We start from the raw sequence: 13,975 nt of genomic DNA, 5'->3' as shown, positions 1-13,975 counted from the left end.
CGGCCCGAGGGGCTGGCACGGCGTTAAAGTTGGTCGGACGTTCTTTCCGTCGCAGCGATGCCTTGCGGAAGTTTCGCCCGATCGGGAGAGGCGATCACGCCTACCGCGCGCAGTCGATGCAGGTCGTGGCCGTTGGCGTGTGGTCGAGCCGCGCTTCGGCGATCTCCTCGCCGCAGGTGAGGCAATAGCCAAATTCCCCCTCTTCGATTCGCCGGAGCGCGGCATCGATGGCAGCACGTTCCTGCTGACGGCGACGTTGGGCCGCCACCGCCATGGCCTGCACCTGCATGGCGTCCATACGGGACAGGCGGCCGACACTTTCCTGATCGAGTGCCACCGGCGCCCGGTCGGCCTCGGAAGCCTCGTCTTCCGCACGCAAGCGCTCGCGAAGGTCCAGCAGCTTGGTGCGAAACGTCTCCGGATCAATGGTCATGTCAGCGCATCAATAGCACCGGCGCCCGCACGGTGCGGACCATCGCGGTGGTCGTGCTGCCGACGATGAGCGTTCGAAGTGCCGAGTGGCCGTAGGCGCCCATCATCAGAAGGGCGCCGGGCGTCCGCTCAACGACATCCGCTATCACTTCCTCGGCGCGCGCGTCGCGCAGCGTCGTCCGGACATCGCGTCCTTCGAGCTGCGCAGTAGCGTTCGCCATCGCGCGGCGGTGGCTATCGTCGTCGGACCCGGCCATCACGACATGCACGGCCAGGTCGCGGAACAGCGGCGAATTGGCGCAGCGTTCGAGCGCCCGGTCGGCAGCCTCCGACCCGTCATAGGCGAGGACCGCGACGCGCGGCTGCTCGATCGTGCGCGACGCGACGAGGATCGGCCTGGAACTCGCACGAACGACGCGCTCGATCTTCGAGCCGATGTGATCGGTGGCGAATTCATGGCTGGCGCCGCGCTTGCCGATTACCACGACCCGCGCAACCCGTTCGCGCTCCAGCACCGTTTCGACGATGCCGCCGTGGCGGTGCAGCGTTTCGACGGCCACCGCTCCGGCCGCCCGCAGCCGTTCGGCGCCGGCAGCGAGAAGCGCCCGGCCGCGTTCGATCTGCAGCCTGGCGTCGGTTTCCTCGAGCCGGGTCAATTCCTCCAGCAGGCTGGATTTCACGCCCAGGCCGATGGCGCCGGACAGGTCGTGCCGTTCGGCCACCGCGTCCTTGCGCTGGACCACGTGCAGCAGCTCGACTGGCGCCTTCAGTTTGCGCGATGCCCAGGCAGCGAGATCACATACCGGGTTCGCATAGGCAGAGCTGTCGATGCAGGCGAGAATCGTTTCCATGGTTTCTCTCCCTAATGCCCGCCGAGCTGCGCATCGGCGCCCGGCTTGTCGTGGATGGCGAAGCGCTCGACCATCGAAGCGCTGCCTTCGTTCAGCCCGACGATCTCGACATGGGTGCCTTCGCGGCGGAAGCGCAGCACCGCCTTGTCGAGCGTTCCGATGCCGGTGATGTCCCAGAAATGGGCCGAGCTGACATCGATCACCACAGTATCGAGAACTTCCTTGAAATCGAAGGCTTCGGCGAACCGGTCGGACGAGGCGAAGAAGATGTCGCCGGTGACATGGTAGGTGCGAGAGGCGCCGTCCGCCGAAAGATCGGAGGTGACCGTGAACATCCGCCTGACCTTGCTCGCGAAGAACAGGCCGGAGAGCACGACCCCGATCACCACGCCGGCGGCGAGATTGTGCGTCCACACCACGATGACGACGGTGGAAAGCATGACGACCGAGGATTGCCATGGATGGCGCCGAACGTCCTTGATCGAGCGCCACGAGAAAGTCCCGATCGAGACCATGATCATCACCGCGACGAGGCTCGGCATCGGGATCTGCGCGACCAGGGGACCCAGGATAAGCAACAGGAACAACAGGAAGATGCCGGCCGTGAGGGTCGACAGCCGTGTCGAACCGCCCGACTTCACGTTGATGACCGACTGGCCGATCATCGCGCAGCCGCCCATGCCGCCCAGAAAGCCGGTGACGAAGTTGGCGATGCCCTGGCCGCGCATCTCGCGCGCCTTGTTCGAGCCGGTGTCGGTGAAGTCGTCGACGATCTGCGCGGTCATCATCGTTTCCAGAAGGCCAACTGCCGCCATGGTCAGCGAATAGGGAAAGATGATGCGCAGCGTGTCCAGGGTGAACGGCACGTCGGGAATGAGGAAGGACGGCAGCGCCTTGGGAAGTTCTCCCATCTCGCCGACCGTGTTCACGTCGATGCCGAACCAGATGGTGATCGAGGTCAGCACGACGATCGCCACCAGGGGTGACGGCACGGCGCGGGTGAGGCGCGGAAAGAGATAGATGATCGCCAGCCCCGCAAGGACCAGCGCATAGGTCTCCCACCCGACCCCGGTCAGTTGCGGTAGCTGGGCCATGAAGATCAGGATGGCGAGCGCGTTGACGAAGCCGGTGATTACCGAGCGCGAGACATATTGCATCAGGAGATCGAGCCGGAGCAGCCCGGCGATTCCCTGCAATATCCCCATGAGAATCGTGGCGGCGAACAGGTATTCGACGCCGTGATCGCGGACCAGCGGCACGACCAGGACGGCGACCGCGGCAGTGGCGGCGGAAATCATTCCCGGCCGGCCGCCGACGAAGGCGATGATCACGGCGATTGAGAAGGAAGCGTAGAGTCCGACGCGCGGATCCACGCCGGCGATGATGGAGAAGCCGATGGCTTCGGGGATGAGGGCCAGCGCCACCACCATGCCGGCAAGGATGTCGGCACGCGGGTTCGCCAGCCAGTCGCGCTTCACAGAAGCTGTCGAGGGCATGGTGAACTCTTGATCGAACAATCAGCGTCGACGGCGATCGTCACCGCGACCGCTCGTTTCGAACGCGGCAGCGAGGCCGCGGCTGCTGAAAGGTTATCCCGGGGATAGGCGCCGGGCCGAGCCACCCGGCAAGCCGGGTCCGACGAAAAGCGAGGCGCCCGTTAGCCTATACCTGCCGTGGCCGCAAGCAGAAAGGGTGCAGGGCGGTTATCCGCCCGGCTCAGGCTGAACGCGGATCCAACGGAATACCGTCGATCCGGTCATGCAGGCGCCGCCGCTGATCAGGTCGGCGGTCATCGTGGTGGTGGCGACCGGTGGTTATCGTCGGACACCGATCGCGGAAGGGCGCGTCCGTTTGTCCTGCGCTTGTCGAAGGACCGTCCCTGCCTCGGCGCACCGGGAAGGACAGTGCTTCGATTGGCTCAACACGAACGGGGGAGGAGGCCACGGTTTGGGGAGAGCTGCCGGAGCGGCAATGCGCCAGCAGCTTCGCCACGGGTTCGCTACGCGCCGGCGATGCCGTCCAGTTCGGTCACGGCGTCCGCCGGCAGCGTCAATTCAGCGGCGGCGAGATTTTCACGCAGGTGTGCGACAGACGAGGTGCCGGGAATGAGCAGGATGTTGGGCGAGCGCTGGAGCAGCCAGGCAAGCGCGACCTGCATCGGCGTGGCTTCGAGACGTCGCGCGACGTTCGACAGCGTATCGGATTGCAGCGGGGTGAACCCGCCAAGCGGGAAGAACGGAACATAGGCGATTCCGGCTTCGGCGAGCATATCGATCAGCGCGTCGTCGCCGCGGTTCGCGAGATTGTAGAGATTCTGCACGCATGCGATCTCGGTCATGCCGCGCGCTTCGCGGACCTGTTCGGGCGTCGCGTTGCTGAGGCCGATATGGCGGATCAGCCCTTCGTCACGCATCTTCACGAGCGTCGATAGCGGTTCGGCGACCGATCCGGCGGCGGGGCCGTGGTCGTCGCCGAACATCAGGCGGAGGTTGACGACGTCGATCGCGTCGCGGCGCAGGTTGCGCAGATTGTCCTCGACCGCGCGGCGCAACTCGTCGGCGCCCATCGCCGGATTCCACGATGCGTCCCCGCCGCGCACCGCCCCGATCTTGGTGACGATGGTCAGATCGTCCGGATAGGGCGACAGCGCCTGGGCGATCAGACGGTTGACGACGTGCGGGCCGTAAAAATCGCTGGTGTCGATATGGTCGACCCCCGCAGTGATCGCGGCTTTGAGCACGTCGCGCGCGGCATCGGCATCCTTTGGCGGCCCGAACACGCCGGGGCCGGCGAGTTGCATCGCGCCGTAGCCCATCCGCTTCACCATGCGATCGCCGAGTTGATAGCTGCCGGCCTTTGACAAATCGGTCATGCTGGTTCCTTTCCTGCTGTGTATCCTTCAATCTGGCGTGCCGAACGCTGTACGATAAGACTTGCCGATCGGGACGAGTTGTTCGAGAAATCGTACAATGAAGCCCGACCTGAATGATCTTGCCGCCTTCGTCGCGGTTTCCCGCGCGGGCGGATTTCGCGACGCCGCGCGCCGCGCCGACCTGTCGGCGTCGGGACTGAGCGAAGCCGTACGGCGGCTGGAGGCGCGTATGGGCGTGCGCCTTCTCCACCGCACGACGCGCAGCGTAGCGCCGACCGAGGCCGGCGCGCGGCTGCTCGAACGGCTGGGGCCGGCGCTGAGCGATATCGATTCGGCGCTGGAGATGGTGAACGATTTTCGCGAGCGGCCGGCGGGAACGCTGCGGCTGAACGTGCCCGAAAGCGCCGCGCGGCTGGTGCTGCCCGACATCCTGCCGGCGTTTCTCGGCCGCTATCCCGACATCAGGCTGGACGTGGTGGTGGAGGAGGGCTTTGTCGACGTGCTCGCGGCGGGATGCGACGCCGGCATCCGCTATGAGGAACGACTGGAGCAGGACATGATCGCGGTGCCGATCGGGCCGCGCGTGCAGCGGTTCGCGGCGGCGGCGTCGCCGGCCTATCTCGACGCGCATGGGCGGCCGGAGCATCCGCGCGACCTGCTTGGCCATCGGTGCCTGCTCGGCCGGTTCGCGAGCGGGTACAAGCCGGCCTGGGAGTTCGAGCGGGACGGCGAGATCGTGCGTCTCGAGCCCGACGGGCCGCTGACCGTGCGGCTGGGCGGCGGCGCCGACCTGCTGGTGTCGAGCGCGGTCAGCGGGCTGGGCGTCGTGATGCTGTTCGATCACTGGCTGGCACCGCATTTCGCAAGCGGCGCGCTGGAACCGGTGCTGGAGGACTGGTGGGAGGCGTTTTCGGGGCCGTTCCTTTATTATCCGGGCCGGCGGCATCTGCCGACGCCGCTGAGGGCGTTCGTCGATTTCGTGAAGGAAGCGGGGCGGTAGGTGACGAGCGTGAACCTGTCCTCGCAAAGGCGGGACTAGGCCGACCTTCCACCCTTGGGAATAGGAGATGTTTTCGACCTTCCGATATCTGTCGGGCGGAACAGTGCCGGACGCGAGTTCGGACAAAGGGATGAACGAATCTTTCATGTGGGCTTGCGATAAAGCATCATTCCGTTAGAAGCGCTCGCATGGCCAGCAGACCTATTACCCTGTACGAAAAAATCTGGGCCGATCACGTCGTGGAACGCCGCGACGACGGCACCTGCCTCATTTATATCGACCGGCATCTCGTTCACGAGGTGACGAGTCCGCAGGCCTTTGAAGGGTTGCGCATGGGGGGGCGTGCGGTGCGCCGGCCCGACCTGACGCTGGCGGTGCCCGACCATAACCTGCCGACGACCGCGCGGGTGGATGCGAACGGCGCGCGGCTTCCGATCGCCGATCCGGCGAGCGCAGGGCAACTCGCGGCGCTTGAACGCAACACGCGCGACTTCGGTGTGGCCTATTTCGACGCGGTCGCGCCCGAACAGGGCATCGTCCATGTCGTCGGACCCGAGCAGGGCTTCACGTTGCCCGGCACGACTTTGGTGTGCGGCGACAGCCATACCTCGGCGCATGGCGCGCTGGGGGCGCTGGCGTTCGGCATCGGGACGAGCGAGGTCGAGCATGTGCTGGCGACGCAGACCCTGCTGTTGAAACAGTCGAAGACGATGGAGGTGCGCGTCGACGGTACGCTGGGCTTCGGCGTGTCGGCCAAGGACGTGGCGCTCGCCATCATCGGGCGGATCGGCGCGGGCGGCGGTACGGGCCATGTCATCGAATATACCGGCGAGGTGATCCGCGCGTTGTCGGTCGAGGGGCGGCTGACGGTATCGAACATGTCGATCGAGGGCGGCGCGCGGTCGGGGCTGATCGCACCCGACGAGACGACCTATCGCTATCTGCAAGGCCGGCCCATGGCGCCGAAGGGCGAAGCGTGGGACTGGGCAGTCGACTATTGGCGCCGCCTGCCGAGCGATGCCGGGGCGCATTATGACCGGGTGGTCACGCTCGAGGCGAGCGACATCGCACCGTCGCTGACCTGGGGGACGAGCCCCGAGGATGTGGTGTCGATCACCGGAGTGGTGCCAGATCCCGACAGCTTCGACGATCCCGCCAAGCGCGCCGCGGCGAGGAAGTCGCTCGATTATATGGGGCTAACACCGGGTACGGCGATGCAGGACGTCGCGCTGGAGCATGTCTTCATCGGCAGTTGCACCAACAGCCGGATCGAGGATCTGCGCGCCGCCGCCGCGGTGGTGAAGGGCCGCAAGGTCGCCGCGCGAATGAAACAGGCGCTGGTCGTGCCCGGTTCGGGACTGGTCAAGCGGCAGGCCGAGGCCGAGGGGATCGACCGCATCTTTATCGAAGCAGGGTTCGAATGGCGCGAGCCCGGCTGTTCGATGTGCCTGGCGATGAACCCGGACAAGGTGCCGGCGGGCGAACGTTGTGCTTCCACTTCGAACCGGAATTTCGTAGGGCGGCAGGGTCCGGGCGCGCGAACGCATCTGGTGTCGCCGGCGATGGCGGCGGCAGCGGCGGTTACGGGGCGCCTGACGGACGTGCGGGATCTTATCGGGGGTGGGGACGAATGAAGCGTGCTTTGGTGGCTCTTGTGGCCGGAACCCTGCTGAGCGGCGTCGCCGCCGCTTATGCTTCGACGAATACCGTCAGCGACGTGCCGGCGGACTTCGCGCCGACGAGCGGCGCGGGAGGCGTCGTCGCCGCGCAGTAGCCGAAGATCCTCCCCTGCAAGGGGAGGGGGACCATGCGAAGCATGGTGGAGGGGTGTCGACGCTGGTGGTTATACCCCTCCGTCAGCCCCTCGGGCTGCCACCTCCCCTTGCAGGGGAGGAATTTGTGAGGAGGTAACCGATGGAACCCGTCCGCACCGTTCAGGGCCGCGCCTATCCGTTCGGCGCGGAGAATGTCGATACCGACATCATCATTCCCGCCCACTGGCTGAAGACCGTAACGCGTGAGGGGCTGGGCCGGGGCGCGTTCGAAAGCGTGCGCGCAGAGCCCGGCAACGTCTTCGACGATCCCGAATATGCCGGCGCGCCGCTGTTGATCGCCGGCGACAATTTCGGCTGCGGGTCGAGCCGCGAACACGCCGCATGGGCACTTGCCGATATGGGCGTGAAGGCGGTGATCGCGCCGAGCTTTTCCGACATCTTTTCCGGCAATGCGTTCAAGAACGGCATCGTCACCGTCGCGCTGCCGCAGGATGCGATCGACCGGCTGATGGCGGTCGCGCAGACCGACGAGATCACCGTCGACCTGGAAACGATGACGGTGACGACGCCGTTTCAGGACCGTTTTTCCTTCGAACTCGATCCCTTTCGCCGCGAATGCCTGATGCAGGGGCTGGACGAAGTCGGCCTGACACTGGCAAAGGATACCGTGATTTCGAAATACGAGTCCGGTATCGCGAACACGCGGCCCTGGCTCATACCGCGACGCGGAGGAGAGGGGCGAGATGAAAGCATTGCTGTCGAGGGCGCCGGGCGGACCTGATACGCTCGAACTGGCCGACCTTCCCGAGCCGAGCCCGGGCAAGGGGCAGTTGCTGGTCGCGGCCAAGGCTTGTTCGATCAACTATCCCGACGTCCTGATCATCGAGGACAAATATCAGTTCAAGCCCGAGCGCCCATTTGCGCCGGGCAGCGAAATCTCGGGCGTGGTCGAGGCGGTGGGCGAGGGCGTCACCGGCTGGCAAGCGGGCGACCGGGTGCTGGCGACGGTGGGGCATGGCGGGCTGGCCGAAAAGATCGTGCTCGATGCCGGGCGCGCCTATCGCCTGCCCGAGGGGCGGAGTTTCGCCGAAGGATCGGCGCTGCTCCTGACCTATGCGACGACGATCCACGCGCTGCTCGACCGCGGGCATCTGAAGTCGGGCGACACGCTGCTGGTGCTCGGTGCGGCGGGCGGGGTCGGGCTGGCGGCGGTCGAGCTGGGCAAGGCGTTCGGCGCGCGCGTGGTCGCTGCCGTCTCGTCGGAGGAAAAGGCGCAGGCGGCGCGCGAGGCGGGCGCGGACGAGACGATCGTCTATGACCGCGCGCCGTTCGACAAGGACCAGTCGAAGGCGCTGGCCAGCCGCTTCAAGGAGGCGCTGGGGCCGAACGGGGCGCAGGTGATCTACGACCCCGTCGGCGGCGACTATACCGAGCCGGCGCTGCGCGCGATCGGCTGGGAGGGGCGCTATCTGGTCGTCGGCTTTCCGGCGGGGATCGCGAAGCTGCCGCTCAACCTGACGCTCTTGAAGTCGTGCGACGTGTGCGGCGTGTTCTGGGGCGCGTTCGCGATGCGCGACCGACAAGCCAATGCCGCCCATGTCGAGACGCTGTTCCGCTTGTGGGAGGACGGCAGGATCGCGCCGCGCGTCACCGAGGTCTTCGCGTTCGGGGACGGCGGCAAGGCGATCGCGAAGATGGCGGCGCGCGAGGCGATCGGCAAGCTGGTGGTCGAGGTGGGGACGTAGGGGCGTGGGTTTTCGCCCGCCGTCTGCGGGTGGGGTGTGTCGTCGCCAAAGGGTGTCGTGTTCCTGCGCAGGCAGGAACCCAGAGCCGCGGGCGTCGCGGGTGAAGCTCTGGGCTCCCGCCTGCGCAGGAGCACGGTAGCTTTTCGGGAGCACAGGTGACCTCCGCAGGGGCTCGGCGCCTTGGCGAGCGGTTTGATGGCTCGGATGCGGCGGGCGTGTGCGCCACCCGTTGCGCGAGCCATCGGGCCCTCCTATCTCGGTCTGTAGCAAATTTTTTGCAGGGGACGACGACCAGATGACGACCTTCGATGATCGCGAGCGGGCCTTCGAGGCGAAGTTCGCCCGCGAGGAGGAAATGGCCTTCCGCGTCCATGCACGGCGCAACCGGCTGCTGGGTCTGTGGGCGGCGGAGAAGATGAAGCTGACGCCCGAGGAATCGGAGGCCTATGCAAAGGCCGTCGTCCAGGCCGATTTCGAGGAAGCGGGCGACGAGGACGTGGTGCGCAAGCTCGTCGGCGACCTGACCGCGGCCGGGGTCGATACCGGCGATGCCGAAGTGCGCAAGGCGCTGGACGATATGGCGGTGGAGGCACGGCGGCAGATGATCGAGGCCCAATAACGATGGCGATGGAAGCTGAGCAGATCGAGACGCTGATCCGCGACGGTATTCCGGATGCCGAGGTCGAGATCACCGACCTCGCCGGCGACGGCGACCATTATGCCGCACGCGTGACGGCGGAAAGTTTTCGCGGAATGCCGCGCGTGAAACAGCACCAGGCGGTCTATGCCGCGCTGGGCGGCCGGATGGGCGGCACGCTGCACGCGCTGCAACTGACCACCGCGGTTCCGAACAAGGAGTAGAGGTATGAGCGAGGACGTGAACGCCCGCATCGACGGGATGGTGAAGGACAAGGGCGTGGTGCTGTTCATGAAGGGCAGCCCGCTTTTCCCGCAATGCGGCTTTTCCAGCCGCGCGGTCGCCATTCTGCAGCACCTGAACGTCGAGTTCGACAGCGTCGACGTGCTGCAGGATCAGGACGTCCGCCAGGGCATCAAGACCTATTCCGACTGGCCGACCATCCCGCAGCTCTATGTAAAGGGCGAATTCGTCGGCGGATCGGACATCATGATGGAGATGTACGAATCGGGCGAGCTGGCCGATCTGATGAAGGAAAAGGGCGTCGTGGCCACCGCCTGAGGCGGAGCGATCCCGATGGTTTGCGCCCGTCGCCCGCGTGAAGCGGCGGCGGGCGTTTTCGTGCGCGCTTCCCCTGCGGTCGGGAATATTGCTGCTGCCGGTTGCCGGGTCGGGCGGACCGGCCGGTTGGCTGCCGGTCCGCCCTGGAAGCGTGGAGACGCTCGGAACGCTGACCAATGTGCACGGCGCATGCCAAATGCGGCAATCGCCCATATTGCTGGCACAAATCGGTTAATGAAGTCCTTCGACGGCGACCAGGTGTAAACCGTACCGACAGTCCGGTGCGGGCGCGCGTTCATTTGCGGATAAGCCCTATTGACTACAGGCGTAATCGGTGCGATTACAGGTGTAGTCGAAGAGGGTGATCATGGCCGAACGAATCAGCGATGCCGAGCATGCCGTAATGGAAGTGCTGTGGGACGAAAGTCCGCTCGGCGCGCAGGAGGTGGCCGAACGCGTCGGCCCGGAGCGGGAGTGGAGCGCCAATACGGTCAAGACGCTGCTCGGGCGGCTGCTCGCCAAGAAGGCGATCGCGCACGAGGCGCAGGGCCGGCGCTATCTCTATCGCCCGCTGGTCGCGCGTGAGGAATATGTCGCCGGGGAATCGCAGCGGCTGATCGACCGGCTGTTCGGCGGCCGGGTGACGCCGCTGGTGGCGCATCTCGCCGAGCGCGACGAACTGTCCGATCGTGACATCGCCGAGATCGAAGCGCTGTTGAAGGACCTCAAGCAATGATCGCCTGGGCCATCGAAACCGTCGTCGCGACCACGCTGTTGATGCTGTTGGTGCTGGCGATCCGCAGGCCCGTGCGCGAGGCGATGGGACCGCGCTTCGCCTATGCGCTGTGGGCGCTGCCGGCGTTGCGCATGCTGTTGCCGCCGCTGCCGGAAAGTTGGCGCGCGAGCGCCCGCGCGCCGATCGCGACGGCGGGCGAGACCATCCAGATCTATCTGATCGCGCCGATCAGCGGCGCCGACGCGGCGCCGGTGGCGAGCGGGCCGGACTGGGCGTCGATCGCACTGGGTCTGTGGATCGTAGGTGCGTTGGGCTTCATCGGCTGGCACGCGATCGCGCACGGCCGTTTCTGCCAGCGTCTGATACGGCGCAGCCGCCGCTCGCGCGCGCTGGCCGAGGGGCGCGTGCACATGATCGAGACCGATGCCGCGAACGGGCCGCTCGCCTTCGGCATCTTTCGCAAATATGTCGCCTTTCCGCGCGATTTCACCGAACGTTACGACCCGTCGGAGCGCGATCTCGCGCTGGCGCACGAGCTTTGCCACCATCAGCGCGGCGACCTCTATGCCAATTGGGCGGCGCTCGCGATGCTTGCCTTCCACTGGTTCAATCCGGTCGCCTGGCGCGCCTTCCGCGCGTTTCGCGCCGATCAGGAAATGGCCTGCGACGCCGTGGTGCTGGCCGGCAGGCCGGAGGCGCTGCGCCATGCTTATGGCCTGGCCATCGTCAAGTCGGCCCATGGCGGGGCGGTATCGGCGGCCTGTCACCTGCACACCATCAACGAACTGAAAGGGAGGCTGAAAATGCTGTCGAGGAATCGGACTGTCTCACGCCGGCGACTGGCTGCGGGCGCGAGCGGCATGGCCGCGCTGATGGTGGCGGGCCTGGCCGTGACCGCATCGGGCACGAGCGCTGCCGAGACGCTGCGCACCAATGTCGAGGATTCGATCGGCGTGAAGCTGGATGCGCTGCAACTCCCCGCGCTGCGTGAGGTGACCCCGCCGGCCGAAGTGCCCGCACCGGCGGCTCCCGCGGCGCCGGACGCGCCCGCACCGCTCGCCCAGGACGATCTGCCGCCGCCGCCACCGGCGCCCACAGCGCCCGTTGCGGACCTGTCCGTTCCGGCGGCACCGCCTGCGCCGACGGCGGAGACGCGCACGATCGTGATCAAGAACCGCGAGATCGCGGCAAAGGCACGCGCCGAAGCGATGGCGTCGATCCCCGACATTCGCGAGCAGAATTGCGGCGGGGGCGGTACTGCCACCCGGCGCATCATCGAAAATCGCAACGGCGCCGGCAAGAAGAAGATCATGATCATCTGCAGCGATCGGATAGAGAAGATGGCGCAAGAGGCCCAGGCCCATGCAATGCAGAGCAAGTCGATGGCGCTGGAAAGCGCGCTTGCCGGCCTTGAATCGGCGAAGGCGTCGATCCGCGCCGCTGCCGACTTGAGCGCGGCAGACCGCGATGAAGCGCTGGCCGGCATCGATGAAGGCATTGCAGAGGTGCGTGCCGAAATGGCCGAGCGGGACAGCGAGATCGACTGAACGCCACGACCGTCCCTGGGGAGGGAGTCCCGCGCCAATCGCTCCACGGCGCGGGGCATTCGGGCGAGCGGCGAACCTCCTTCGTGCAGCCGATTGCCCGATCGGCCGCTGGCGGGCCGGGCGAGACCCCCTTGTGCCGATGCCCGCCAGCGGCCATTTCATGCGCCATGACCGACGCCACAGCCGGCCGCGCCGAGCGGCTCGATCCCCTTGTCGCGCGGGTGCTGGCGCCCAATCCGTCTCCTTACACGAACACGGGCACGCAGACGCACCTCGTCGGCACGGACGACCTGGCCGTCATCGATCCGGGGCCGGATAGCGAAGCGCATCTTGCCGCGCTGTTGCACGCGATCGACGGCCGGCCGGTGCGCGCGATCCTGATCACCCACACGCACCGCGATCACAGCCCGCTGTCACGCGCCCTTCAGCGCGAAACCAGTGCGCCGATCCTGGGCTGCGCGCCACTGGCGCCGGACGACGCGGCGGGGGGCGACAGTCCGTTCGACCGCGACTATGCGCCCGACCGCGTGCTGGCCGAGGGCGAGCAGGTGACGGGCGAGGGCTGGACGCTGGAGGCGGTCGCGACGCCGGGCCATACCTCCAACCATCTGTGCTTCGCCCTGCCACAGGCGGACGCGCTGTTCAGCGGCGATCATGTCATGGGCTGGTCGACGACGGTGGTCGCGCCGCCCGACGGCGACATGGGCGCCTATATGGCGAGCCTCGACAAGCTGCTGCGGCGCGACGACCGGATCTATTATCCCGCGCACGGCGATCCCGTCACCAATCCGCGCCGGCTGGTGCGCGGGATGCTGGGCCACCGCAAGCAGCGCGAGGGGCAGATATTGCGCCTGCTGGGGCGCGGCGTCCACCGCGTGCCGGACATGCTGGCGGCGATGTATGTCGGCATCGATCCGCGGCTCGCGGGGGCGGCGGAGGCGTCGATACGCGCGCACCTGATCGATCTGCGCGGCCGCGGCCTGGCTCGGGAGGAAGAGGATATGTGGATGCTCGCGGCATGAGCGAGGGCGAAGCGAACACGATGGTCGTGCGGCGCGGCGGGCTGGCGTCGGGGTGCCTGATGCTGCTCGGCGGGCTGGCGGCGGTCGCGGTCATCGTCGCGGCGGGCATGTGGGCGTTCGGGCGCTATGTCGACAAGACGCTCGACCCCGATCCGGTGACGATCGCGAGCGCGAGCCTGGCCGGCCTGCGCGAGCAGAACCGGCTGTCGGCCTTCGCCGCGCGCTATGTCGCGGTGGTCACGTCGAAGCAATCGCGCCTCGGCCTGACGGCGAGTAAGACGCTGATCATGCCCGGTTCGGTCCAGTATGAGGTCGATCTCGGCAAGCTGAAGCAGCGCGACGTCGCCTGGGACGCGCGGACCAACACCCTGTCGATCCATCTGCCGCCGATCGAGCTGGACGGCCCGCATGTCGAACCGGGCGCGATCAAGCAATATGGCGAGGGCGGCATCCTGATGTCGCTGACCGATGCCGAGGCGACGCTGGATGCCGCCAACCGCAAGGCGGCGCGACAGGAACTGGTGCGCCAGGCGCGCGCCGAGACACCGATGCGGCTGGCGCGCGACGCCACGCGGCAGGCGGTCGAGCGCAGCTTCGCCATGCCGCTGAAGGCGGTCGGGCTGGACGCCACGGTGCGCGCGACCTTCCCCGACGAGCGCACGGCGCAGGATGACGAGCGCTGGGACGTGAGCCGGCCGATTTCCGATGTGCTGGCCAACCGGCGATAGCGTGCGTCCATCGGCTGCCCGCATCCAATGCCGGTGGCGCGACAAGCGGCAATCCCCGGGTGAAATCCC

General features: G+C 67.0%; 15 protein-coding genes and 1 other annotated feature. Of the genes, 11 read left to right on the top strand and 4 right to left on the bottom strand.

Annotation, left to right across the window (positions count from 1 at the left end; translation table 11 throughout):
* Positions 1 to 100: 100 nt before the first annotated feature.
* The 4 genes from RPR59_RS11590 to RPR59_RS11575 form a co-directional block, all read right to left on the bottom strand.
* The gene (locus RPR59_RS11590; RefSeq protein ID WP_313914205.1) at positions 101 to 433 is read right to left on the bottom strand and encodes a TraR/DksA family transcriptional regulator; all 333 of its coding nucleotides are present in this window, start codon (positions 431 to 433) and stop codon (positions 101 to 103) included.
* Position 434: 1 nt separating this feature from the next.
* Positions 435 to 1,283 carry a universal stress protein gene (locus tag RPR59_RS11585; protein ID WP_313914203.1) on the bottom strand — a complete coding sequence of 283 codons (849 nt, stop codon included), beginning with the start codon at positions 1,281 to 1,283 and terminating at the stop codon, positions 435 to 437.
* Between the two features lie 11 nt (positions 1,284 to 1,294).
* Entirely contained in the window at positions 1,295 to 2,779 is a 1,485-nt protein-coding gene (locus RPR59_RS11580; RefSeq protein WP_313914201.1) for a SulP family inorganic anion transporter, read from the bottom strand.
* A 91-nt stretch (positions 2,780 to 2,870) separates the two neighbouring features.
* Positions 2,871 to 2,923, bottom strand: a sequence feature (sul1 is cis-regulatory element that is thought to sense ions involved in sulfur or methionine metabolism; They are found in Alphaproteobacteria).
* A 359-nt stretch (positions 2,924 to 3,282) separates the two neighbouring features.
* Entirely contained in the window at positions 3,283 to 4,155 is an 873-nt protein-coding gene (locus RPR59_RS11575) for an aldo/keto reductase family oxidoreductase (RefSeq protein WP_313914199.1), read from the bottom strand.
* 97 nt (positions 4,156 to 4,252) lie between these two features.
* Here RPR59_RS11575 and RPR59_RS11570 point away from each other — a divergent pair, with 97 nt between their 5' ends.
* The 11 genes from RPR59_RS11570 (at position 4,253) to RPR59_RS11520 (ending at position 13,906) form a co-directional block, all read left to right on the top strand.
* The gene (locus RPR59_RS11570) at positions 4,253 to 5,155 is read left to right on the top strand and encodes a LysR family transcriptional regulator (protein WP_313914197.1); all 903 of its coding nucleotides are present in this window, start codon (positions 4,253 to 4,255) and stop codon (positions 5,153 to 5,155) included.
* A 188-nt stretch (positions 5,156 to 5,343) separates the two neighbouring features.
* The gene (gene leuC / locus RPR59_RS11565) at positions 5,344 to 6,789 is read left to right on the top strand and encodes a 3-isopropylmalate dehydratase large subunit (protein WP_313914195.1); all 1,446 of its coding nucleotides are present in this window, start codon (positions 5,344 to 5,346) and stop codon (positions 6,787 to 6,789) included.
* A 280-nt stretch (positions 6,790 to 7,069) separates the two neighbouring features.
* Positions 7,070 to 7,711: a 3-isopropylmalate dehydratase small subunit gene (gene leuD / locus RPR59_RS11560; RefSeq protein ID WP_313914193.1), complete on the top strand. Its 642-nt coding sequence runs from the start codon at positions 7,070 to 7,072 to the stop codon at positions 7,709 to 7,711.
* The gene (locus RPR59_RS11555; protein ID WP_313914191.1) at positions 7,674 to 8,675 is read left to right on the top strand and encodes an NADPH:quinone oxidoreductase family protein; all 1,002 of its coding nucleotides are present in this window, start codon (positions 7,674 to 7,676) and stop codon (positions 8,673 to 8,675) included. Before leuD ends, RPR59_RS11555 begins: the two co-directional genes overlap by 38 nt.
* A 295-nt stretch (positions 8,676 to 8,970) precedes the next feature.
* Entirely contained in the window at positions 8,971 to 9,294 is a 324-nt protein-coding gene (locus RPR59_RS11550; protein WP_313914189.1) for a DUF1476 domain-containing protein, read from the top strand.
* Between the two features lie 2 nt (positions 9,295 to 9,296).
* Entirely contained in the window at positions 9,297 to 9,536 is a 240-nt protein-coding gene (locus RPR59_RS11545) for a BolA family protein (protein ID WP_313914186.1), read from the top strand.
* 4 nt (positions 9,537 to 9,540) lie between these two features.
* Positions 9,541 to 9,873, top strand: a complete 333-nt coding sequence (gene grxD, locus RPR59_RS11540; protein WP_313914185.1) for a Grx4 family monothiol glutaredoxin — start codon at positions 9,541 to 9,543, stop codon at positions 9,871 to 9,873.
* A gap of 367 nt (positions 9,874 to 10,240) precedes the next feature.
* On the top strand, positions 10,241 to 10,609 hold the full coding sequence (locus RPR59_RS11535; RefSeq protein ID WP_313914181.1) for a BlaI/MecI/CopY family transcriptional regulator: 369 nt from the start codon (positions 10,241 to 10,243) through the stop codon (positions 10,607 to 10,609).
* Positions 10,606 to 12,156: a M56 family metallopeptidase gene (locus RPR59_RS11530; protein WP_313914179.1), complete on the top strand. Its 1,551-nt coding sequence runs from the start codon at positions 10,606 to 10,608 to the stop codon at positions 12,154 to 12,156. Before RPR59_RS11535 ends, RPR59_RS11530 begins: the two co-directional genes overlap by 4 nt.
* Positions 12,157 to 12,323: 167 nt before the next feature.
* The gene (locus RPR59_RS11525) at positions 12,324 to 13,178 is read left to right on the top strand and encodes an MBL fold metallo-hydrolase (protein ID WP_313914177.1); all 855 of its coding nucleotides are present in this window, start codon (positions 12,324 to 12,326) and stop codon (positions 13,176 to 13,178) included.
* The gene (locus RPR59_RS11520) at positions 13,175 to 13,906 is read left to right on the top strand and encodes a DUF4230 domain-containing protein (protein ID WP_432280261.1); all 732 of its coding nucleotides are present in this window, start codon (positions 13,175 to 13,177) and stop codon (positions 13,904 to 13,906) included. Before RPR59_RS11525 ends, RPR59_RS11520 begins: the two co-directional genes overlap by 4 nt.
* Positions 13,907 to 13,975: the final 69 nt, after the last annotated feature.

Origin of the sequence: Stakelama saccharophila, assembly GCF_032229225.1 — a bacterium.
Taxonomy (GTDB): domain Bacteria; phylum Pseudomonadota; class Alphaproteobacteria; order Sphingomonadales; family Sphingomonadaceae; genus Sphingomonas; species Sphingomonas saccharophila.
The sequence above is the reverse complement of the archived record's forward strand: the minus strand, read 5'-3'. Positions and strand labels throughout refer to the sequence as shown.